The 21,870-nt window shown below is 67.2% G+C and carries 17 protein-coding genes and 1 pseudogene; 9 read left to right on the plus strand and 9 right to left on the minus strand.

What is annotated here, in order from left to right:
- Nucleotides 1–764: pseudogene (locus H7290_RS18240) on the minus strand (hypothetical protein); the annotation flags it as partial.
- Between the two features lie 824 nt (nt 765–1,588).
- On the opposite strand from H7290_RS18240, the gene H7290_RS18245 reads away from it, so the two are divergent.
- Both H7290_RS18245 and H7290_RS18250 read left to right on the plus strand, forming a co-directional pair.
- A complete protein-coding gene (locus tag H7290_RS18245) occupies nt 1,589–3,700 on the plus strand; it encodes a bifunctional polysaccharide deacetylase/glycosyltransferase family 2 protein (protein WP_290515440.1) in 2,112 nt (703 codons plus the stop codon).
- 111 nt (nt 3,701–3,811) lie between these two features.
- A complete protein-coding gene (locus tag H7290_RS18250; RefSeq protein ID WP_290515441.1) occupies nt 3,812–6,094 on the plus strand; it encodes a bifunctional diguanylate cyclase/phosphodiesterase in 2,283 nt (760 codons plus the stop codon).
- A gap of 669 nt (nt 6,095–6,763) precedes the next feature.
- On the opposite strand, the gene H7290_RS18255 is transcribed toward H7290_RS18250, so the two are convergent.
- Both H7290_RS18255 and H7290_RS18260 read right to left on the minus strand, forming a co-directional pair.
- Nucleotides 6,764–7,378, minus strand: a complete 615-nt coding sequence (locus tag H7290_RS18255; protein ID WP_290515442.1) for a hypothetical protein — start codon at nt 7,376–7,378, stop codon at nt 6,764–6,766.
- Between the two features lie 205 nt (nt 7,379–7,583).
- Entirely contained in the window at nt 7,584–7,757 is a 174-nt protein-coding gene (locus H7290_RS18260; RefSeq protein WP_290515443.1) for a hypothetical protein, read from the minus strand.
- A gap of 476 nt (nt 7,758–8,233) precedes the next feature.
- On the opposite strand from H7290_RS18260, the gene H7290_RS18265 reads away from it, so the two are divergent.
- Nucleotides 8,234–9,229, plus strand: coding sequence for a DNA topoisomerase IB (locus H7290_RS18265; protein WP_290515444.1), 996 nt, complete (start codon nt 8,234–8,236; stop codon nt 9,227–9,229).
- 35 nt (nt 9,230–9,264) lie between these two features.
- On the opposite strand, the gene H7290_RS18270 is transcribed toward H7290_RS18265, so the two are convergent.
- Nucleotides 9,265–11,883, minus strand: coding sequence for a S8 family serine peptidase (locus tag H7290_RS18270; RefSeq protein WP_290515445.1), 2,619 nt, complete (start codon nt 11,881–11,883; stop codon nt 9,265–9,267).
- Nucleotides 11,884–12,003: 120 nt separating this feature from the next.
- A complete protein-coding gene (locus H7290_RS18275) occupies nt 12,004–12,483 on the minus strand; it encodes a PGPGW domain-containing protein (protein ID WP_290515446.1) in 480 nt (159 codons plus the stop codon).
- 69 nt (nt 12,484–12,552) lie between these two features.
- Here H7290_RS18275 and H7290_RS18280 point away from each other — a divergent pair, with 69 nt between their 5' ends.
- A complete protein-coding gene (locus H7290_RS18280) occupies nt 12,553–13,860 on the plus strand; it encodes a cyclopropane-fatty-acyl-phospholipid synthase family protein (RefSeq protein WP_290515447.1) in 1,308 nt (435 codons plus the stop codon).
- 57 nt (nt 13,861–13,917) lie between these two features.
- A complete protein-coding gene (locus H7290_RS18285) occupies nt 13,918–14,721 on the plus strand; it encodes a DUF1295 domain-containing protein (RefSeq protein ID WP_290515448.1) in 804 nt (267 codons plus the stop codon).
- Nucleotides 14,722–14,756: 35 nt separating this feature from the next.
- On the opposite strand, the gene H7290_RS18290 is transcribed toward H7290_RS18285, so the two are convergent.
- Entirely contained in the window at nt 14,757–15,446 is a 690-nt protein-coding gene (locus H7290_RS18290) for a metal-dependent transcriptional regulator (RefSeq protein WP_290515449.1), read from the minus strand.
- Nucleotides 15,447–15,500: 54 nt separating this feature from the next.
- Between H7290_RS18290 and H7290_RS18295 the strand changes: the two genes are divergently transcribed.
- Nucleotides 15,501–16,847 (plus strand): deoxyribodipyrimidine photo-lyase, encoded by a 1,347-nt coding sequence (locus H7290_RS18295; RefSeq protein WP_290515450.1) that lies wholly within the window; start codon nt 15,501–15,503, stop codon nt 16,845–16,847.
- A 23-nt stretch (nt 16,848–16,870) separates the two neighbouring features.
- Entirely contained in the window at nt 16,871–17,578 is a 708-nt protein-coding gene (locus H7290_RS18300; protein ID WP_290515451.1) for a hypothetical protein, read from the plus strand.
- Between the two features lie 12 nt (nt 17,579–17,590).
- On the opposite strand, the gene H7290_RS18305 is transcribed toward H7290_RS18300, so the two are convergent.
- Entirely contained in the window at nt 17,591–18,859 is a 1,269-nt protein-coding gene (locus H7290_RS18305) for an MFS transporter (protein ID WP_290515452.1), read from the minus strand.
- A 76-nt stretch (nt 18,860–18,935) separates the two neighbouring features.
- Here H7290_RS18305 and H7290_RS18310 point away from each other — a divergent pair, with 76 nt between their 5' ends.
- Nucleotides 18,936–19,229, plus strand: coding sequence for a hypothetical protein (locus H7290_RS18310; protein WP_290515453.1), 294 nt, complete (start codon nt 18,936–18,938; stop codon nt 19,227–19,229).
- A 25-nt stretch (nt 19,230–19,254) separates the two neighbouring features.
- Here the strand turns inward: H7290_RS18310 and H7290_RS18315 are convergent, their stop codons facing one another.
- Both H7290_RS18315 and pdxH read right to left on the minus strand, forming a co-directional pair.
- Complete coding sequence (locus H7290_RS18315; protein ID WP_290515454.1) at nt 19,255–19,932, minus strand: DedA family protein; 678 nt, start codon at nt 19,930–19,932, stop codon at nt 19,255–19,257.
- Between the two features lie 84 nt (nt 19,933–20,016).
- Nucleotides 20,017–20,661 (minus strand): pyridoxamine 5'-phosphate oxidase, encoded by a 645-nt coding sequence (pdxH, locus tag H7290_RS18320; RefSeq protein ID WP_290515455.1) that lies wholly within the window; start codon nt 20,659–20,661, stop codon nt 20,017–20,019.
- A gap of 36 nt (nt 20,662–20,697) precedes the next feature.
- Between pdxH and H7290_RS18325 the strand changes: the two genes are divergently transcribed.
- The gene (locus H7290_RS18325; RefSeq protein WP_290515456.1) at nt 20,698–21,807 is read left to right on the plus strand and encodes a citrate synthase 2; all 1,110 of its coding nucleotides are present in this window, start codon (nt 20,698–20,700) and stop codon (nt 21,805–21,807) included.
- The last annotated feature ends 63 nt before the right edge of the window (nt 21,808–21,870 follow it).

The following is a 21,870-nucleotide window of genomic DNA, read 5'->3' on the forward strand; positions in this document are numbered from 1 at the left end:
CCGGTGCCGGTCGGCGTCTGCTGGTAGACGACGCCCTCGGTGACGGGAAGCACCAGCGCCCCGTCGGCGAGACACGTCGGCGGAGTCGCCGTGGCCTCGGCTGCCGTGACCGGCGTCAGATCAACGGGGACTTCGCCCTCGATCGTGCAGCCGCTGTTGAGGATCGCCTGGCCCGCGGCGGTCAAGTTCTGACCGGGGTAGTCAACCCCGTCGAATGTGTAGGGCGGGATGATGTCGCCCCAGCCAGCGTCACCGTCTTCTGTGAAGACCGGTCCGGTGTGGCCGGTGTGACCGTTGAGGGTGCCGCTCGCGCTGGGCGCGATCGAGACGTAGGGGTTTGTCCGGGAGGCGGTGGCGTGACAGATCTCGACCCTTTGCGAAGCCTTGGCTGCGACGGTTGCGCGAGACGTGCGCTTGGCGACCTTCGCGACCTTGGCGACCTTCGCGACCTTCGCGACCTTGGCAGGCGGTGCGTTGCCGGACGTGTCCTTGGCGGGCGGTTCGGCCGGGGCCTCCTCAGCGGCAGGCGCCTGATCAGCAGGTTCCTCGGCAGGGGACGGGAGGACCTTCTCCTCCTCGGCGGCAGACGGCGAAGAGTCTGTTGTCGGCGCGTCTCCGGCCGCAGGTTCATCGCCCGCGGCTGTTTCGGGGGCGGGTGTCTTAGTGGTGACGGTGTCGTTTACTGCGGCCGCGGTGGGGCCAGCAAACAACACGCTGCCTACCATCATCGCCAACATCGTCAGTACGACGAACAATCTTTTCATGAGTCAACTCCATCGATGTCTCCCGAGAATCGGACGGTCTGTCGCCATGTCGGTGTTCGAGAGTGAAGCTCAGGAGTCCGGCATAACGCGCCCATCAATTAACCCGCGAAGTGGAGGATTCGTCATTATTTATGGGTCACAAATGCCTGCGAAACAGAGTAAAATATCGAAAACCATCCCTTATGATCTGCGCCGCTAGTTCCAAGGAACTACCTGGGTCAGATCTCCGCACCGCGTTGACTGATCTGGAGTCATAGCGTCCCGTGGGCCGGGAAACTCGTGTCCGGAAGGGAAAGAGCGACCATGTCAAAAAGCGAGGCCACGTCGGTGTTCACCGACGACTCCGGCGCACGGCGGCGCAAGGCCACGTGGACCCTGCGATTCGTATCGGCGTTTCTCATCCTCGGAGTCACGGTGGTGTTCGTGAGCATGATCGGTCACGTCACCCTTCCCGGGCTGGGCTCTCCCCTCCGTCTACCTGGCGCTGGTCCGGCGACATCAGGAGCTGACCGACCCGAACCCAGCCGAGCGACGGTGCCCCCGCCGGTCGGCACGGCCGGTGGCACAGAGACGCCCGACATGAGCAGAACTGAGCAACCTGATGGGGGTTCCGCTGGCCGCTCGCGGTCAACGGACCAGCCGCTCCGTGCCACCCCGTCGACGGCACCCTCCACAACGGCACCCACCGCATCTGCACCACTCGCGGCGACCACCCCTCAGGGCAGGCCCACTGCCAGACCGACCACGGCCGCGAATCTCGATCACTTGCCCGGAAGCGCACCCACCGAGCCGCCGGGCAAGGCCAAGACGGCCTCCGGCCCCTCGTGACTTCACGCGACCTCAAGGACCCGCGCGTTCACTGGTTCTTCCTGATCGTCCTGCTGACCGGGATATTCCTCCTGCTGGTCGTCTCGGGCTACACCTCTGGCCAGCTCGGCGAGGGGGACAACTCGCCCGCGTCGGAGGCCGGGGGCATCACCGTCCCGAACGCAGTCCGCGAAGGTGGTCCGATCCTCGACCCCTCCAGGCCCGACGCACCAGGCATCGCTGTTCCCGACAAGACAGTCGTTCTGACGTTCGATGACGGTCCGACGTCCTGGACGCCACGCATCCTCGACGTCCTGGATCGTCAACGCGTGAAGGCAACCTTCTTCGTGATCGGCTCGCACGTCGCCCAGAAGCCAGACGTCCTGCGGCGAATGGTCGACGAGGGCCACGAGGTCGGCGTCCACACGTTCACCCACGTAAACTTGGCCAACGTGCCGACCTGGCGTCAGCGGCTCGAGCTCGACCAGACCCAGTTCGCCATTGCGGCCGTGACCGGGCGGGCGACGGACCTGCTCCGACCGCCCTACTCGTCCACGGTCGACGGCGTGACTCCCAGTGACTGGCGCGCCCTCGTCCGCTCGGACAACTACCGCGTCGTGCTCACCGACCTCGACACCAAGGACTGGCAGAAGCCCGGCGTGGACAAGATCACTGCAGCGGGAACTCCGCGAGGCAACACCGGTGCCGTCGTGATGCTTCACGACGGCGGTGGCAATCGCGCCCAGACCGCCGCGGGTCTGGACAAGCTGATCGTCGACCTCAAGTCACGGGGTTACCGCTTCGAGACCGTGACGCAAGCTGCCGGCGTCCGCTCTCCCTGGCACCCAGCAGACCAGAGCGAGGAGATCCGTGGGCATGTCGTCATCAGTCTCGTTCGCATCAGCGACACGGCTGTGACTCTGCTGCTGTGGATGTTCATCCTCCTGGCCGCGCTTGCCGTCGCCCGGACGCTCCTGCTCCTGACGCTGGCGCGACGACATGCCCGCACGACGATCGAGCCGCCCTTCCGGTCTGCTGCTCAGCTTCCGGGCGTCACGGTCGTCGTGCCCGCCTACAACGAGGAGCTGGGCATCGAAGCGGCCGTCAGGTCACTCGTCAACAGCGACTACCCGCTGCTGGAGATCATCGTCGTCGACGACGGGTCCACCGACGCCACCTCTGCTGCGGTCGAGGCGTTGGGCCTTCCGGGCGTCACACTGATCCGCCAAGCCAACGCCGGCAAGCCGGCTGCATTGAACACCGGCATCGCCGCAGCGAAGCACGATGTTCTCGTGCTCGTGGACGGCGACACGGTCTTCGAGCCCGACGCGATGCGCGCCCTCGTGGCGCCGCTTGCCGATCCGCGTGTCGGTGCCGTCTCGGGAAACACCAAGGTCGGTAACAGGGGTGGACTGCTGGGGAGATGGCAGCACATCGAGTACGTGATCGGCTTCAACCTCGACCGCAGGATGTTCGACGTCCTGCAGTGCATGCCCACGGTTCCGGGGGCCATCGGCGCATTCCGTCGGTCGGTGCTCGACGACGTCGGTGGCGTCAGCGATGACACGCTCGCCGAGGACACCGATCTGACGATGGCCATCTGCCGGGCCGGATGGCGCGTGGTGTACGCCCCCGAGGCACGCGCCTGGACTGAAGCCCCGTCATCTCTCGGCCAGCTGTGGAGGCAGCGTTACCGGTGGTGCTACGGAACGATGCAGGCAATGTGGAAGCACAAGCGTGCGGCAATCGAGCGGGGTGCGTCAGGCAAGCTCGGGCGACGCGGACTCCCGTACCTGCTGGCCTTCCAGGTCTTGCTGCCGCTCCTGGCACCTGTCATCGATGTCGCCGCGCTCTACTCGGTGGTCTTCCTCCCCTCGCCCACCATCGCCTACGTCTGGCTGGCGTTCCTCGCGCTGCAATACGTCAGCGCTGCGTATGCCTTCATCCTCGACCGCGAGAGCCTTCGCCCGCTCTGGACCCTTGTCCTCCAGCAGGTCGTCTACCGCCAGCTCATGTATCTGGTCGTCATCCAGTCAGTGGCGAGCGCGATCTACGGTATTCGTCTGCAGTGGCAGAAGTTGCGTCGCACGGGTGACATGCACTCTGCTCCGATCACCGTATCGCCGTGATCCGCCGGGCAATGCCCGCAAACCGATGCGGGGACACGCCGGCCAGTGGCATCCTTGCGCTAGACATCCCGCAGCGCCGTCCGGGTGTTCACGCAAGGGGGGAGGGACACGATGGTGTGGCGTGTGTACCTCGGGGCGGGCGCGGCGGTCATCTCCCTCTACCTGCTGGTTCCTGCTGGGCCGGTTCGGGACGTCATATATCTCGCCGTGGGGCTCTCGTGCGTGATTGCCATCTGCGCCGGGACACGTCTGCATCGGACAGCCTCGCCCGGACCTTGGTACCTCTTCGCTGCCGGTCAGATGGCTTGGGTCATGGGCGACGCGATCTACAGCTGGAACCTCGACGTCCGTCACGTCACTCCCTTTCCGTCAGCTGCTGACGTCGCCTACCTGATCGCCTACCCCCTGCTCGCCGCCGGGGTCGGGACACTCATCCGTGCACGCAGTCCGCGGATGGACCTCCCGGGAACCATCGACAGCGCCATCGTCCTCGTGGGCATCGGCCTGGTTTCATGGGCCTGGATCGCGCAACCGTTGGTTTCGGCGTCGGCGTCGGGCGTGTCAACGTTGGCGCGTTCGGTAGCCGTCGCGTATCCGGTCGGGGACGTCCTGCTGCTCGCCCTGCTGGTCAAGCTGGTCACTGCGCCGGGCACCACGTCAACGGTATTTCGGATGCTCGTGGGGGCGGTGGCGCTGCAGGTGGTGGCCGACACTGCCTTCGCCGCACCCTCACAGGGATGGGACTACCCCAGCGCACTGGATCTGCTGTGGCTCGGATCCTACGTCCTGTGGGGGGCTCTGGCGCTTCATCCTCAGATGGCTGGCCTTTCCCGGCGCCCCGACCTTCACAGCGGTCGTTTCACGGGTCGACGAATGACAGCTCTCGGTGCGGCTGCGGTGCTGTCCCCGGCGACGTTCCTCATCGGAATGGCGCTCGGACGGCCCGTTGATGCCTGGACCGCGGTGGGGGGAGCGCTAGTTCTCACCTCGTTGGTCTTGGCGCGCATGGCGTGCGCCGTCGACGAGATCCGGGTGACGGCCGGGCAGCGCGATTGGCTCCAGGACGAAATATTCTTCCGGGCGGCCCACGACCCCCTCACCGGGCTGTTCACCCGTGCCTACATGCTCCACCTTGTCGAAGAGACTCTGCGGCGGGGGCAGGTGGCCGGAACAGCGACGGGCCTCGTGCTGGTCGATCTCGACCGCTTCACTGCTCTCACCGACGTCTGGGGCCCCGCGATCGGCGACGACATCCTTCGCGAGACTGCCCGACGGATCGTCGGCGCGGTCGGACCGCATCACGCTGTGGGTCGTCTGGGTGATGACCAGTTCATCGTGCTCATCGAGGCGCCCGAGGCGCAGGAGCAGACGACCTTCGTGGCCGGAGAGCTGCTCACTGCTCTACGAAGTCCTTACGAACCCGATGGTTACCTGATCGACGTCGCCGCAAGAATTGGTCTCTCGGTCAACGCCGATATGGGTGTCAACGCCTCCGTGTTGCTGCGCGAGGCCCAGATCGCGAACCGTCGTGTCAAGGCCTCGCCCACCGCCTCATTCGAAGTGTTCGACAACCACCTGCGCCGCGAGGTCATGCAGCGCGTCGAGATGGAAGCCGCGCTCCGGCGGGCGATCTTTCACGGCGGCCTGGAGCTGGTCTATCAGCCAGTCGTCGCCGTCGGCACGGGGGCGGTCAACGGCTACGAAGCGCTCCTGCGGTGGAACGGAAGCAACGGGGTCGTTCGGATGCCAGCTGAATTCATCCCGATCGCCGAGAAGTCAGACCTGATCTGCGACATTGGACGCTGGGTCCTCACCGAGACCACCCGCCAGTTCGCTGCCTGGAAGGCCGCAGACCCCCACCGATTCTCGCACCGCACCATCGCGGTCAACATCTCCGGACGCCACCTTGCCGACCAGCGCATCGTCGAGGACGTCTCGGCCGCCCTCGTCGCTTCAGGCTTGCCGGCGCATCACCTCATCATCGAAGTCACGGAGACCGTGCTCGTCGACGTGCCCATCGCCGTGATCCGGCTCGGCGCGCTGCGGGCGTTGGGCGTGACCATCAGCCTTGACGATTTCGGAACCGGTTACACCTCCATCGGACAGCTCCGCACCCTTCCCGTCGACACCGTCAAGATCGACAGGAGCTTCCTCTTCTCGATCGAGCCGGGGTCATCCGAGCTCATCGCGCTGATCACCGCTGCAGCTCACGCGCGCGGGATGCTGGTGGTCGCCGAAGGTGTCGAACGGCCCGACCAGCTCAACGTTCTCAAGGATCTCGACTGTGACTCCGCTCAGGGATACCTGTTCGCCGGTCCCCTTTCGTCTGACGCGGTGGGAGACGGTGACGAGCTCGCCTTTCTCCCGCGACTCGACGTCGTCCGGGAAGGCTGAGTGCCGCACGCCCAACCCCCGCTCGTTCGGGACCGTGGGGTCAGGACGCCCCGGACGAAGGCGACTGAGACAAGTGCGGCTCGGTTGCCAACGCGCCACGATCGCATCACCCGGGCCGGGCTCTCGACGTCACCCCGCACGGCGACCAGATCGAGGTTCTCCCCGTCGGTGAAGCTCTCGCCACCGGCGAAGACTTCGACCCAACAGGCACCGAGCTCGTGTGAGATGAGCGCGGCGCGACCCAGCACCACAGCCAGATCGTGAGGCCCGAGCGCCGGGACCCGACTCTGCATGAAGGCTGCGAACACCCGAATAGCCGGTACACCCCCACGGAGCACCACTGAGAGCGGAATGTCCGAGGCCTGCATCGCCGCAGCGGAGGTGCGGATCGTGGCACGGCTCGATTCGGCCAGGGCATCGCCGGTCTCGACGCATCGCAGTGCATCGGCCAGCACTACGGGAACGATCTCGGCGTAGCGTTCGCGGAGCCACGCGCCGTGCTCCCGATCGAACGAAGAGCAGCGCATCATCGACGCCATCAGCTCGTCGCAGTGGTCGGCGAGGCCGAGATCGAGAACCGTGCGGACTGACCGGCCTTCTGACGCCACGCGACTACCCCTGCCCCAGTATGGGCGCCGTCCGCATCAGGTCAAGGGAGCAGACCCAGGATCAGCTGCAGTAGAGCGCAGTCTCTTCGGGTGACATCGGCCGGGTATGGCCCTGGACAACCTCATCGGCGACCCGTGCCGGATCGGGTCCTTCCACGGTGACCGGCGGGGTGAACCAGTAGTAGTGACCGTCCAGCCTGTCGCCGAAGTGAAGCTCATACGTGCCGGTGACCCTGCTCATGGGTGTTGCTCTGGTGACATAGCCGAGCTCATTCGGGCCGATGTGGACCGTGAGGCGGCCACCCTTGGTGTCGGTCGTCGTCCACGTGTGGTTGTAGTTGATCTCGATGCTGGCTTCGAACAGCCCCATCACACCGCTGCTTGCGGTGACCGACCCACCGACGCTGTCGGAGGAGCCTTTCGTCTGGCTCCAGTCTGCCTGCAGGTCGACGATCGACTGGTTGCAGTTGGGCGACATCGGCGACACCTGTTCGGACTTGCTCAGGAACGGCTCATTGGATGTGGGGGTGAACTCGCAGTAGTCGGCACCGTCGCACTTCTGGAGAAGCTCCTCTGTGCTCGGCGCATCCTCAGCATGAGCGCCAGAGGCGGACATGGTGGCGAAGATCGACGCGATTCCCAGGACGGCCACGGGCCGTACGACGGACTTCATCATGGTGAGCTCCTTCTGCTGTGTCGCGCGGAGCCCCGGTGGGTTCCCGCTCGTCACGCTAGGCCCGGGCACAGCCGATTTCGATCCGGTGCAGCTGTTGTTGGACGAAGGGCCAAAGAACGCTCGCAGGGGATGACATCTGGTCACCGATGTGCAACGCGCGTGACCGCGAGATGGCACCACGGTGCCGACGGGCGAGCCGTGGTCGCTAGCTGGGAAGACCCGAGACGATGACCTCAGCGACATCGTCGATGGTCATGTGAAACTCGCTGGCGTCGTCCAGCATCATGAGTATCGCGACGTCGGCGCTGATCTCCATGAGCTCCATGAGAATGCCTTGGGCGACCCATGCAGTCTTCTGAACATGTGCAGATCCCGCCATGTTCGCCCCCTGTCGCTCGTACGGCCAGCGCACGATCGCAGCTCGCGCGGGCGAGCGTTCCTCGCTCGATTGTGTCACGTTGAGGTGGAAAAACCGAGGTGCTGACTACGCTGACGACTATCGGTCAGTGAAGACGGTCAGGCAGTCGTCGCACCGGAAGACATTCGCTCCGGCAATTTCCAGCTGAGGATGTGGTCCGGGCTTGCGGCACTTGCGGCACCCCCGCGTTGAGTAGAGCAGGCCTTCAGGATCGAACTTTGCCGTCATGTCGGCCCCCTGCGCCGAATAGGACAACTCGCGGCCGGCGCTCAAGATCCACCCTACCCTGGCTGGGACATGGCGGGCGGATGCCGACAAACGATGGACACCGCTACCGCAACGCCACCGCCTCGACGTCAACAAGCACTCGGCGCACGGTGCAGAAATCGATGGCTGGAGAAAGTGCCGAGCCCGTAGAGCGGCCCTAGCGTTGTCGCATGGTTCGTCTTCGCCGCACGTCCCCGAGCACTCCCGGCTGGTCGCGGGTGAAGCACGGTGGGGGGTTCCGTTACCTGGACGAGGACGGGAGCGCGCTCGAGCACACGCAGCGCGAACGGTGCAAGAAGCTCGTCATCCCGCCAGCGTGGACGGAGGTCTGGATCTGTCCGGTCGACAATGGTCACCTGCAAGCCGTCGGTACCGACGACGCCGGTCGCCGGCAGTACATCTACCACCCCTACTGGCGGCAGCGTCGTGACGTCGAGAAGTTCGAGCGCATGGAGGGCTTCGCGGCGTCGCTGCTGAAACACCGCGCGGAGTCCCGCCGTGACCTCGCCGGCAACGACCTCACCCTCGGACGAGTGGCGGCAACGGCATTCAGCCTGCTCGACCTGGGCATGTTCCGCATCGGGTCGGAGCGCTACGTCGAGGAGAACGGCAGCTACGGACTCACCACGCTGGAAAAGCAGCACGTGCACACCGCCGGCCGGGGCGTGGCTTTCGCCTACGCCGCGAAGTCGGGGCAGGAGGTCGAGGTGACAGTGCGAGACGAGCGGGTGCGGGAGGTGATCGAGCTGTTGCGGCGTCGCCGAGGTGGCGGTGACCGTCTCCTCGCGCACAAGACCGTCGGACGCTGGCACGATCTCCTCGCGACCGACGTCAACTCCTACGTGAAAGACCTGCTCGGTGACGCCTACTCCGCCAAGGACTTTCGCACCTGGCGCGGCACGTCGATCGCGGCGCTGAGCCTTGCCGGCGGCGACAACAGCACACCGACCCGGAGCAAGAAGGCCGTGGCCGAGGCCATGCGCGAGGTGTCGCGCCACCTCGGCAACACCCCTGCCATCGCACGGACGTCGTACGTCGACCCGAGGGTCATCGACTGTTTCCGCGACGACGTGACCGTCAGCACCCACCACCGCCGAGTGTCACCCGGCGCGACGATCAGCCGTGGTCTCGAGCGAGACGTGCTGAAGATGCTGCGCAAGGCCTAGGTGCGGCTCGAAGTGGTTCCAGCCAGCCCAGACCGTCAAACCTGGGCGTCCTGCAGGGCTGTCTCGATGGCGCGGTAGAACGTCGGGTAGGCGTAGATCGTGTTCGTCAAGGTCGCCACCGGTATCTCGGCGCGGACCGCAAAGGCCAATGCCGACAACGTCTCGCCGCCCATGGGGCCGGCGCTCGTCGCGCCCACGATGACACCGCGGTCGGCGTCGATGATGATCTTCAGCAGCCCCTCGTTGCCAACCCCGTGCACGAACCCGCGGCTGCTCGCCGCGATGTCGGCCGATCCGACCCGCACGTTGAGGCCCTTCTTACGCGCCTGCTTCTCGGTGAGGCCGACTCCCCCGACCTCCGGGTCCGTGAACGTGACCCGCGGGAAGCTCGTGTCGTACTCCCCCAGATCCTCGCCGAGGATCACCTTGGCAACCCGTTCGGACTGATACATCGCGACGTGTGTGAAGGCGCCGCGACCGACGATGTCACCAATCGCCCAGAGCCCGTCCTTGACCAGCATCGCGTCGTCGACCTCGAGGTGCTTGCCGGGCTCGACCCCGACGGTCTCGAGACCGATGTCCTGCAGGCGCGACGTCCGGCCGGCAGCCACGAGCACCTTCTCGGCCTCGTACGTGCCGTCGCTGCAGACCACGGTGAATCGCTCGCCGTCGTGGCTGACGCTCTCGATCGTGATGTCGACGTGCACCGAGATGCCCTCCGCCGTGAAGACCGAGGTGAGCAGTGCCGATGCCTCGGGCTCCTCGGGCCCGAGGATGCGGTCACCGACCTCGAGCACCGTGACCTCGGTGTCGAAGCGCGAGTAGGCCTGGGCCAGCTCGACACTGATGGGTCCGCCGCCGATGACGATGAGTGACGCGGGGGCCTCCTCGGCGCGCAGCGCCTCGCGGTTCGTCCAGAACGGGGTGCCTGCGAGCCCGTCGATCGGCGGCACGGAGGCTGTCGTGCCGGTGTTCAGCACGACTCCCTTCGAGGCCGTGTAGGTGTCGCCGTTCACCTGCACCGTGCGGTCGCCGACCAGGCGGCCCTTGCCGCGCACGAGGGTGGCGCCGGCATCGGTGATGCGGTCGGCCGCGACGGTGTCGTCCCAGTTGTCGGTGGCCTCGGCCCGGATGCGCTTGGCCACCATCGAGAAGTCGGGCGCGACCGAGACGCTACCCGCGAGCTTCTCCACCCGACGCGCCTCGGCCAGCAGGTTGGCCGCGCGGATGAACATCTTGGAGGGGATGCAGCCCCAGTAAGGACACTCGCCGCCGACCAGCTCGGCCTCGACCGCCACCACGCTGAGCCCTGCCTTGGCGAGGCGAGCGACCAGCGCCTCGCCCCCCGGCCCGAGTCCGACGACGACGACATCACACTGATGAGAGCTCATGGTCTCATCCTGCGTCATCGGCCGGCACCCCGCCAGATTTCTGACGTGACGGTGTCGTGACCACCTGCCGGCGAGCAGCCGACGCGGGTTGATGATGCCGCTGCCCGAGCGGTCGTCGCGTCCCGCCCAGCCGATGTCGTCGACCGTCGCACTCAAACGTGCCGCCACGGCAGACTGCCTCCAGCCCGTGCCCTCACGTGCGATCTCGAGTGCAGCGGCCGCGGCGGTGTAGGGCGTGGCCATCGAGGTGCCCGAGAGTGTGCAGTACGTCCACGTCGGCGAGCAGCCGAGGGAGGCATCGGGCCTGGCGATCATCGTCGACAAGACCTCGCTGCCAGGGGCGACGACGTCGACGTAGGTGCCGCAGTTGGAGTAGGAGGCGATCGCGCCCTGCCGATCGATGGCGCCGACACCCACCACGCCGGGATAGCCCGCGGGGTAGGAGGGCGGCGAGCCGAGCAGGCCGCATCCGTCGTTGCCCGCAGCGGCGACGACCAGGACGTTGCGCGAGATCGCGTAGGCCACCGCGGCACGACCGGCGCTGTCGCTCAGAGGTGAGCCGAGCGACAGGTTGATGACGTCAGCTCCATGCTTCGCCGCCCAGACGATGCCCTGCGCAACAGTGGCAGAATCGCCCTCACCCTTCGCATCGAGCACTCGGACCGGCAAGATCTTCGCCGACCTGGCGAGCCCCGCGATGCCCCGCTTGTTGTCCGCCGTGGCGGCGATGATGCCAGCCACGTGCGTGCCATGACCGTTCTGGTCGGTCGCCGACGTGCCGGGGTCAATGAAGTCGTGGCCGGAGTAGACCTTGCCCCGAAGATCCGGATGAGTGCCGAGCACCCCCGTGTCGACGACGGCGACGGTGACACCGGAGCCGGTTGACGTCCTCCACAGCGACTCGGCGCCGAAGCGGGTGAGCGGCCACTGCCGGGAGCGATACGTGTCGTTGCTCACGTCGAGGTGGACCGGGTGGGCCATGTCGACGCCGATGGTCGTGGACCGTGACAGACCGGCGGTGATCAGTGCCAGCGCCCGGGCTGCGGAGCCGACAGTGACGGCGGTGATGCGGGGGCCGCTCGCCGTGTGGGTCGTGACCACCACCTTGAGGGGGTGGCCGGGCGTTGCCGTGGCCAAGATGCGGGCCGCCGCTCGCTCCAGCGGGTTGTCAGCATCGCTCGAGCCCCCGGCGGCGTTGGCCGCCAACGAGCTCGTTCCGAGAAGGGAGACAACCAGCACCGCACCGGCCGAAAGCCTCGTCATGGTTCTCGACCGCACGACCACATCGCCTTCCTTTGGAACGGCCGGCTTCGCCCGCCTGATGGTTCAACGCCTCGAAGCGGTGCCGGGTTACGCGCCCTGAGCTGCCCGGTCTCCGACGGGCTAGACGCTGGCGGCGGTGCTGTCCTGGGCATGGGGGTGCCGCCAGCGCTTGGCGCTGTAGCCGAGAAGGCCCCAGGCGGCGATTGCCGAGGCCCACAACCCGACCGCCGTTGCCCAGCCGTGCGCCGGAAGCTGGGGGCCGAAGCCGACGCTCAGAATCGAGAACTCCGGGATCATCGGACTGACAGACCAGACGCAGCCCAGCGCGAACAGCCAAGCCCCGCCGAGGAAGCCGAGGAAGACCCGCGGCCAGGTCTCGACGCCGTACTTGGCGGCCTCGATCGCGCGCTGCTCGAGCGGGCCCAGGACATTTTGTGCCCACACGTAGCGCCGGGACAGCAGCGCAACCCCGCTGAGGACAATCAGGAGGCCGGGTCCGGGCAGGGGCATCAGCACGACGCCGACGGGGATGAGTGTCCACCCCAGGATCTCGCTGCCCGTGCGTCTGAACCAGCCTCTCAGCGCGGCTCTTGCGGTCATGCACAAAGCATGCCAGCACTTGCCTGTTTGAGATGGCGCAACCCGAGAGCCCACGGTTCACTTGTCAACGTGAATACCGCATCCGCACTCCTCGACCTCGCCGAGGAGACCCTCGGCCTCGCGCTCCCTATCCGCCTTCGCGCGTGGGACGGGAGCGAGGCCGGAGTGCCCGGAGCGCCCGTTGTCGTCATCCACCACAAGCGCGCCCTGCGACACATCATCTGGAAGCCGGGCGAGCTTGGCGTCGCGCGGGCGTACGTCCAGGGCGACATCGATATCGAGGGTGACCTCGGCGACGGCCTCCGCGCGATGTGGGATGCAGTGCGCAACGCACGCATCGCCGACGAGAGCGCCGGTCGACCCAAGATCGGCCTCAGGCAGGTGCTCAAGGGCGCTGCCCTCGCCGTCCGCCTCGGCGCCATCGGCCGCCGCCCGCCGGCTCCTGCCGCCGAGTCCAACCTGACCGGCGAGCTGCACAGCAAGGAGCGCGACCAGGCCGCGATCTCGCACCACTACGACCTGTCGAACGACTTCTACGAGCTGATCCTCGACCCCAATATGGCCTACTCGAGCGGCTTCCACGTGACCCCCGAGATGACCCTTGAGGAGGCACAGACCGCCAAGCTGCACCTGATCTGCAAGAAGCTCGGCCTGCAGCCCGGGATGAAGATGGTCGACATCGGCTCGGGCTGGGGCTCGCTGACCCTCTTCGCCGCCGAGCATTACGGCGTCCACGTCACGGGCGTGACGCTCTCGGTCGAGCAGCGCGACTACGTCATGGGCAAGGCAGCGGAGCGTGGGCTCAAGGACAAGGTCGAGGTCAGCCTGCGGCACTTCCGCGACCTCGAGGCCTCCGGTGTGCGCGACAACGAGATCGATGCCATCGCCTCGATCGAGATGGGCGAGCATGTCGGTGACGAGGAGTACGTCGTGTTCGTCGACTCCATCTACCGCTACCTCAAGCCGGGCGGGCGAGCGCTCATCCAACAGATGTCCCGCAGCAACGACGCTCCCGGCGACAGCCCCGGCGGCGGACCGTTCATCGAGAAATACATCGCTCCCGACATGCACATGAAGCCGCTCGCGAAGACCCTCGGCCTGATTGCCGACTCCGGTCTGGAGATCCGCGACGTGCAGGCCATGCGCGAGCACTACCCGCAGACCGTCGCTGGCTGGGCCGCCAAGCTCGAGGACAACTGGAACACTGCGGTCAAGCTCGTCGGTGAGGAGAACGCGCGCGTCTGGCGCCTCTATCTCGTCGGCGGGGCGCTCGCGTTCGAGGAGAACCGCATGGGCGTCGACCAGATCCTCTCCGTCAAGCCCAGCGCGCGAGGCATCAGCAACATGCCGATGTCTCCCATGGCGTGGTTGGCGTGATCGACCACCGTCTCGTCTCAGACAGTGCAAGAAGGCCCGGGCCACTAGCCTGACGGCATGATCTCCAACGACATCTCCCAGACCGTCGCAAGCCTGCTCGGGGGCCTGGGCGTCGTGGTCGCCTTCATGGGGGTCGGCCTCGCGATTGCGCAGCGCCAGAAGAAGCTGACCGTCGTCGACACCATGTGGGGACTCGGTTTCGTCCTGGTCGCCGCGGAGACCGCTCTCGTCTCGTCCGGCGGCGACGGCGACCCGGCCCTGCGCTGGATCCTGCTGGCGATGACCGCAGTCTGGGGCGGACGCCTCGCGTGGCACCTCCACACCCGCAACTCTGGCCAGGCAGAGGACCCGCGCTACCAGGAGCTCGCGGATGCCGACGGTCGTTCGTTCGTTCGCGTGGCACTCATGAGGGTGTTCGTCCCACAGGGAATCGCGATGTGGCTCGTCGCCACCCCGATCATGGTCGGTGCCAACAACGAGGAGCTCTGCATCTGGCTGCTGGTGCTCGGTCTCATCGTGTGGGGCATCGGATTCGCGTTCGAGTCGGTCGGCGACGCTCAGCTGGCGGCGTTCAAGAAGGATCCGGCAAACAAGGGCCAGCTCATGGACAAGGGGCTGTGGCGCTATACGCGTCACCCCAACTACTTCGGAGACGCCTGTGTCTGGATCGGCATCTGGATCGTCGTCGCCGGCTCCGCGCCGGGTCTGGCCACCGTCATCGGCCCGATCGCCATGACGCTGTTCCTCACGAAGGTCACCGGCGCGGCTCTCAACGAGAAGGGCATGAAGAAGAGCAAGCCCGGCTACGACGAGTACGTCCGCCGCACCAGCGGCTTCGTCCCGCTTCCCCCCAAGAAATAACCCGCCACCCCGCCCCCAGCGCCAGGTGAGCTACGTCAGCAGGAGACGAAGATGTGGACCGCGGCCTCGGCGTCGATCTCGGCGGTCTCACCCTGACGGGCGACGATGACACCGTCGTGACCCTGCGAGACAAGGACGTCATTGCCCGGCAGGACACCGACGCGTCGAAGGATGGACATGACCTCGGTGTCGGTCTGCAGCGGCTCACTGATGCGGCGCACGACGAGGCGGATGGGATCGATCGCACCGTGCACGGCCCTGGTCATCGGGACGACACCTTCGAGGAACACCGGATCTTCACCGACCTGGCCGAGCTCTGACAACCCCGGGATCGGGTTGCCGTAGGGCGACTCAGTCGGGTGCCCGAGCAGCGCAACCAGGCGGCGCTCGACCTGCTCCGACATGACGTGCTCCCAGCGGCACGCCTCCTCGTGGACGAACTCGATCTCAAGGCCGATGATGTCGGTCAGCAGGCGCTCAGCCAGGCGGTGCTTGCGCATGACCCTCGTTGCGAGCTGGCGACCCTTGGGCGACAGCTCGAGGTGCCGGTCGCCCTCGACAGTCAGCAGTCCGTCGCGCTCCATGCGGGCGACGGTCTGGCTCACGGTCGGTCCACTCTGGTGCAGGCGCTCGGCAATACGGGCGCGCAGAGGGACGATGCCCTCCTCCTCCAGCTCGTAGACCGTGCGGAGGTACATCTCTGTGGTGTCGATCAGGTCGCTCACGGGACCATTGTTCCACGTCGTGCGCCATCGGGTTCCACCCACGAGAATGAGTCCATGACCAGTTCTGTCATGTGGTTTCGGACCGACCTCCGGCTGCACGACCACCCTGCCCTCCGCGCCGCCATCGATGCCGGTCCCGATGGCGTGGTTCCCCTGCTCGTGCTCGACGACAAGTTCTGGGGGCCTGGTGCCAGCACGCGACAGGCCTATCTGGTCCGGCTGCTGCACGAGTTCTCCGACCGCATCGGCGGGCTCCACGTCGTGCACGGGAAGCCTGACGCCGAAGTGCTACGGATCGCCCAGGCCGTCGGGGCGTCCACGGTGCACATCTCGGCCGACTTCACCCCGTACGGCGCCGAACGCGACGAAGCCGTCGAGAAGACGCTCGCGGGCCACGGCATCACGCTCGTCCGGACCGGGTCGCCTTACGCCGTCTCGCCCGGGCAGGTCACGAAAGAAGACGGCAGCGGCTACCGAGTGTTCACCCCCTTCTTCAACGCGTGGAGGGACCACGGCTTGCGAGCGCCCGTGGCCGCGCCGGAGGACGTCGCGTGGATCAGGCCCGACGGCCGTACGCACCGCATCCCGGAGTCGGACGTCGCCGACGGCTTGACCCTCCCGCCTCTCGGAGAGGCCGCAGCGCGCGAGCGGTGGCGCGACTTCCTCGTCGCCGATGTTGCCGACTACGACGTCACACGCGACCTGCCGGGCCCCGACCGCACCTCCCGCATGTCGGTACACCTCAAGTGGGGCACGATCCACCCACGCACGATGCTTGCCGACCTTGCGTCGCTGCGGTCGAAGGGGTCGGACGCCTACGCCCGCGAGCTCGCCTTCCGGGAGTTCTATGCCGACGTGCTGCACCAGCGTCCAGACTCGGCCTTCGGCTACTACAACCGTTCGTTCGAGGCGATGGAGTATGACGAGCCGGGTGAGGAGCTGGAGGCGTGGAAGCAGGGTCGAACCGGCATCCCGATCGTCGACGCCGGCATGCGCCAGCTGCTCGCCGAGGGCTGGATGCACAACCGTGTGCGGATGATCGTGGCGAGCTTCCTGGTCAAGGACCTGCACCTGGAGTGGCAGCACGGCGCCCGTCACTTCCTCGACCTGCTCGTCGATGCCGACCTTGCGTCGAACCAGCACGGATGGCAGTGGGTGGCCGGTTCCGGCACCGACGCCTCGCCGTACTTCCGGATCTTCAACCCCATGACACAGGGCAAGAAGTTCGATCCCGACGGCCAGTACGTCCGCCGGTGGGTTCCCGAGCTGGCGAATGTCGACTCCCGCAACGTGCACACTCCCTGGGAGCTCGACGAGCCACCGGCCGACTACCCGGCGCCCATCGTCGACCACGCGGAGGAGCGTCGTGAGTCGCTGCGGAGGTACGAGGCGATCCGCTGACCCGACGTGGGTAGGTTGGCGACATGGTCACCATCCCCGCGCAGTTCAACGGCCCCGAACACTCAGGCAACGGCGGCTATGTCGCTGGCATGCTCGCCGACGAGCTCGCGACACCAGGACCCATCACCTCGACCCTGCGCATCCCGCCGCCGCTCGACGTCCCGCTCAGCTGGGAGCGCGACGGCGACGCAGTCAGGCTGCTGACAGCGGGCGGTGCCGTCATCGGCGACGCGGCGCCCGGCTCGTTCGCGCGCGACGTCCTCGCGTGCCCGACACCACCACAGGCAGAAGCAGGGCTTGCGGCATACCCGGGATTTCACCACCACCCGTTCGACCGCTGCTTCACCTGCGGCACGCAACGTGACGACGGTGACGGACTGCGCCTCTTCACCGGGCCCGTCGGTGACGGTCTCACTGCGGGTTCGTGGACGCCGCACGAGGCTTTCGCCACGGCCAGCGGGACGATCGACGTGCCGGTGACGTGGGCGGCGCTCGACTGCCCGGGCGGCTGGGCCGCCGACTTCAACCAGCACCTCATGGTGCTCGGGCGGATGACTGCCGAGGTGCTGCGGTGCCCGCGCCCGGGCGAGCCGTGCCTCGCGGTGGGCCCACTGAGCGCGCGGGACGGCCGCAAGTTCTTCACCGGCACGGCTCTCTACACCCGGGACGGCGAGCTGCTGGGCCGCTCGGAGCAGACCTGGATCGAGGTCGAGGCGGCCCAGGTCCTGTGAACGGCCACCGCGTCAGGCCGTCGGCACTCGGGCGTCATAGGCCAGGAACCTGCGCTGCAGCGTCACGGTGACAGCGAGAGCCGCGATGCACAGTGCGCCACCGATGATCATCGCGACCTCCTCGTTGGTGGCCGCCGCCAGCGAACCGGCGAGGAAGTCGCCCAGCCTCGGGCCTCCGGCCACCACAACCGTGAACACACCTTGCAACCGTCCGCGCAGCTCATCGGGCGCCGCGGTCTGCAGCATCGTGCTGCGGTAGGCCGAGCTCACCATGTCGGCCGCACCGGAGAATGCGAGGAAGGTGACCCCGAGCCACAGGGCGCCGGGTAACCCGAGCGCGGCGAAGCCGGCCGCAGACACCGAAGCCCCGTAGATGATGATCGCCACGACGATGGCGACCCCGTGACGGTTGACCCGTCCGATCGGGCCCGACACGCTGAACGCCACCAGCGAGCCGATCGCAGGCGCGGCCTGGAGCAGACCGAGTGTCGAGGGTGACCCCGCGTAGACCGTGAGGGCGAGCGCGGGGAACAGCGCCCTGGGCTGGGCGAAAACCATGGCACACAGGTCGACGAAGAATGTCATCCGTAGGTTGGGCGCCGACTTCAGGAATCGCAGGCCTTCGACGACCGACCGTAGCCCGGGTGCCTTCGCTGCGGCGGTGAGCGGAGGGATCGATGGCAACCGCAGCACCGAGTAGAACGCTGCGGCGAAGGTGACGGCGTCGAACGTGTAGGCCGCCTCGACGCCGTGCCACGCGATGATCACGCCACCGAGCAGTGGACCGATCGTGAATCCGAGGTTGAACGACGCCATGCCGAGCGCGTTGGCCGCCGGGAGCAGGTGCAAGGGCAACAACCTCGGCAGCATCGCCGATCGGGCGGGGTTGTTGACGGCGAAGAGCGCCGACTGCACCGCCACGACGCCGTACAGCAGCCCCACCGAGCGGACGTCGAGGTACGCCTGGGCGACGAGCACGCCTGAGCAGATCCACAGTCCGGCTGCCGACCAGAGAGCAACGAGGCGGCGGTCATAGGCATCGACAAGTGCCCCGCCGTAGAGCCCGCCGAGGACGAGAGGCAGCAGCCCGCAGAGTCCGACGAGGCCAACCGCGAACGAGGAGTGGGTCAGCACGTAGACCTGGTAGGCGATCGCGATGGTGGTCATCTGCTGACCGAACTGGGACACCGTCTGCCCGAACCAGAGCCGCCGGTAGGCGGCCGACTCGCGCAACGGCCGGATGTCGGTCACGACGCGTCCGACACGGGTCACGAAGGTCACCGGCAAATCATGCCATCGGCTGTCGAGGACCACACCGCGGGCGCGGGCGTCACCGGCCCGGGACCATACTGACCCCATGGCCAAAATCCGCCCTCGCCGCGAGCTCAGCATCGAGCAGGTGCAGCGGTGGGTCATCTCGTTCCTGATCCTTGCCGTGGCATCGTTCCCGCTCGGCGCGCTCGTGGCGGTGATCCGCACCATCGTCGACGACGGCCGTCGCAGTGACGGGGTGCTCCTGCTGTTCGTCATGGCGGCCCTCGGAGTGCTCGCTCTGGGCGCGATCCGCGTCGTGCACCGCCGCCCGGTCATGTCGCCGCTGCTCCTGCTCGGCGTCCTGCCCGCCGTGGTCGCGGCAGTCGCGGTCCTCTAACAGCAGAGCCCGTGACAGCAGGAGCTCAGGCCCTGTAGTCGCCGGCCAGGGGTGCGAAGGTTGAGCTGCGCAACGTCACTCCGAGGTCACGTTCGAGCGACTCCACGTCGGGCGCCGCCAGCACCGGACGCACGCCGGTGACTGCGCGGATGATCATCACGGGCACGACCGCCAGCGCGAGCAGGACCAGCAGCAGCCACGAGGCCCGCCCGAAGGCGTCCGTCGTGATGGCGGTCAGCGCGGCCACGACGGAGCCGCCACCGACGTACGCCGTCGACCAGGTCGCCGAACCGGCGAGCGAGGCCGGCGCAAAACGGCGGTACTCGAGGCCGGACGCGCCCGCAGCGGCGGGCGTGAGAGTGCGGACGATCGGCACGAGCCTGGTGAGGAAGACGGCCAGCCCACCGCGGCGTCGGAGCAGGTCGCTGGCGCGGTCGAAGTGGTTCTGGCCGAGTCGCCGGACGACCTTCGTGTCGCGCAACGAGTCGCCGTAGCGGCGGCCGAGGAGGTAGCCGCAGTGATCTCCGAGGCTCGCACCGAACATGACGACGACTCCCAGCGCCACCATCTCAGACGGCGATCGCATCGAGGCGGCGAGCACGACGACAGCCGTCTCCCCGGGAAGGACCATGCCAAGCCCGAGTCCGGACTCTGCAAAGGCAAGGCCGAAGCCCAGTGCGAGTGCCAGCGCGATACCGCTCATGCCCTCAGCGTGCCAAGGGCATGCGTCCCGTGACCGACAGCGGGGTGACGCACGTGTGAACACCGTCTGACGTGCGAAAACAGGCTAGGGAGCCAACCGGTCGCGCACCCAGCCATGGCCCCGGCGGACGTAGCGCAACCGGTCGTGCAGGCGATTCTCCCTGCCTTGCCAGAACTCCACAGACTCCAGCGCGACCCGGTAACCGCCCCACACCGGCGGTCGATGCACGTCGTGGCCATCAAACACCTGCTCGACCTCCTTGATCCGCGCCTCCAGCACCGCGCGGCTCGCGATCACCTTCGACTGGGGCGAGGCGACGGCGCCGATCTGGGATCCACGCGGTCGGGAGCCGAAGTAGGCGTCGGACTCCTCCGCGTCGAGGATGCTCACCGAACCCTCGACCCGTACCTGTCGTTGCAGCGGATGCCACAGCATGGTCGCCGCGGCGCGTGGGTTGGCGGTGAGCTCCAACCCCTTGCGCGACTCGTAGCCTGTGAAGAACACCAGGCCCCGATCGTCAAGACCCTTGAGCAGGACGATGCGCACCGAGGGGCGACCGTCGGGACTCGCGGTGGCCAGCGCCATCGCATTGGGCTCGTGCATCTCGGCGTTCACCGCGTCGAGGAGCCAGCGCTCGAACAGGGCAAGGGGATCGTCGCCCGCGGCCGCCTCGTCGAGGCCGTCCCTCGCGTACTCGGTTCTCATTCGGGCCAGATCCGGGGACACCATGTGTCCACGGTATCGGCGCAGGGCAGAATACGGCGTATGACTGAAGTGCACCACGGACTCGAAGGCGTCGTAGCGTTCGAAAGCGAGATCGCTGAACCCGACAAGGAAGGGTCTGCACTGCGTTACCGCGGTGTCGACATCGATGACCTCGTCGGACGCGTTCCCTTCGAGAAGATCTGGGGACTCCTCGTCGACGGCAAGTACGAGCCCGGCCTCCCGCCCGCCGAGCCGTTCCCGATCCCGGTCCACTCCGGAGACATTCGCGCCGACGTGCAGAGCGCCATCGCCCTCACCGCGCCAGCGTGGGGCATGAAGCAGCTCTACGACATCGACGACGTCCAGGCTCGCGACGACCTGGCCCGCGCGGCCGTCATGGTCCTGTCGTACGTCGCCCAGGCGGCGCGCGGCCTCGGCCAGCCGATGGTGCCGCAGTCCGAGATCGACATGTGCTCGACGATCACCGAGCGCTTCCTCACCCGATGGCGCGGAGAGGTCAACCCCAACCACGTCAAGGCCATTGACGCCTACTGGGTCTCCGCCGCCGAGCACGGCATGAATGCCTCGACCTTCACGGCTCGCGTCATCGCGTCGACCGGCGCCGATGCCGCCGCCGCACTGTCCGGAGCCGTCGGGGCGATGTCGGGACCGCTTCACGGCGGTGCACCCGCGCGCGTGCTCACCATGATCGAGGCCGTCGAGAAGTCGGGCGACGCCACTGGGTACGTCAAGGGTCTCCTCGACAGCGGCGAGCGACTGATGGGCTTCGGGCACCGCGTCTACCGCGCCCAGGACCCTCGGGCCCGCACACTGCGCCGCACGGCCAAGGAGCTCAATGCACCCCGCGCCGAGGTCGCGATCGCTCTGGAGGAGGCGGCACTCAAGGAGCTCAGGGAGCGCCGTCCCGACCGTGTTCTCGAGACCAATGTCGAGTTCTGGGCGGCCATCGTCCTCGATTACGCCGAGATTCCCCCCCACATGTTCACCGCGATGTTCACCTCGGCCCGCACGGCTGGCTGGAGCGCCCACATCCTGGAGCAGAAGCGCACCGGCCGACTGATCCGTCCGTCGTCGATCTACATCGGTCCGCCGTCGCGCAAGGCCGATGAGGTTGAGGGCTGGAACGAAGAGTGGGCCATCACCAGCTGACCCTCGGTCCACGCCGGCCACGCGCTTGCTGAGCACAGCGAGATCACGGTAGGTGTCGATGGA

This window comes from Aeromicrobium sp. (genome assembly GCF_014378035.1).
Lineage (GTDB): Bacteria > Actinomycetota > Actinomycetes > Propionibacteriales > Nocardioidaceae > Aeromicrobium.

Coding starts and splice junctions, on each gene's coding strand:
- H7290_RS18315 (WP_290515454.1), bottom strand. CDS start 19,932: ATGAGCGGTATCGCGCTGGCACTCGCACTGGGCTTCGGCCTTGCCTTT.
- H7290_RS18295 (WP_290515450.1), top strand. CDS start 15,501: ATGACCAGTTCTGTCATGTGGTTTCGGACCGACCTCCGGCTGCACGAC.
- H7290_RS18325 (WP_290515456.1), top strand. CDS start 20,698: ATGACTGAAGTGCACCACGGACTCGAAGGCGTCGTAGCGTTCGAAAGC.
- pdxH (WP_290515455.1), bottom strand. CDS start 20,661: ATGGTGTCCCCGGATCTGGCCCGAATGAGAACCGAGTACGCGAGGGAC.
- H7290_RS18260 (WP_290515443.1), bottom strand. CDS start 7,757: ATGGCGGGATCTGCACATGTTCAGAAGACTGCATGGGTCGCCCAAGGC.
- H7290_RS18300 (WP_290515451.1), top strand. CDS start 16,871: ATGGTCACCATCCCCGCGCAGTTCAACGGCCCCGAACACTCAGGCAAC.
- H7290_RS18270 (WP_290515445.1), bottom strand. CDS start 11,883: ATGACGAGGCTTTCGGCCGGTGCGGTGCTGGTTGTCTCCCTTCTCGGA.
- H7290_RS18250 (WP_290515441.1), top strand. CDS start 3,812: ATGGTGTGGCGTGTGTACCTCGGGGCGGGCGCGGCGGTCATCTCCCTC.
- H7290_RS18310 (WP_290515453.1), top strand. CDS start 18,936: ATGGCCAAAATCCGCCCTCGCCGCGAGCTCAGCATCGAGCAGGTGCAG.
- H7290_RS18265 (WP_290515444.1), top strand. CDS start 8,234: ATGGTTCGTCTTCGCCGCACGTCCCCGAGCACTCCCGGCTGGTCGCGG.
- H7290_RS18275 (WP_290515446.1), bottom strand. CDS start 12,483: ATGACCGCAAGAGCCGCGCTGAGAGGCTGGTTCAGACGCACGGGCAGC.
- H7290_RS18255 (WP_290515442.1), bottom strand. CDS start 7,378: ATGATGAAGTCCGTCGTACGGCCCGTGGCCGTCCTGGGAATCGCGTCG.
- H7290_RS18285 (WP_290515448.1), top strand. CDS start 13,918: ATGATCTCCAACGACATCTCCCAGACCGTCGCAAGCCTGCTCGGGGGC.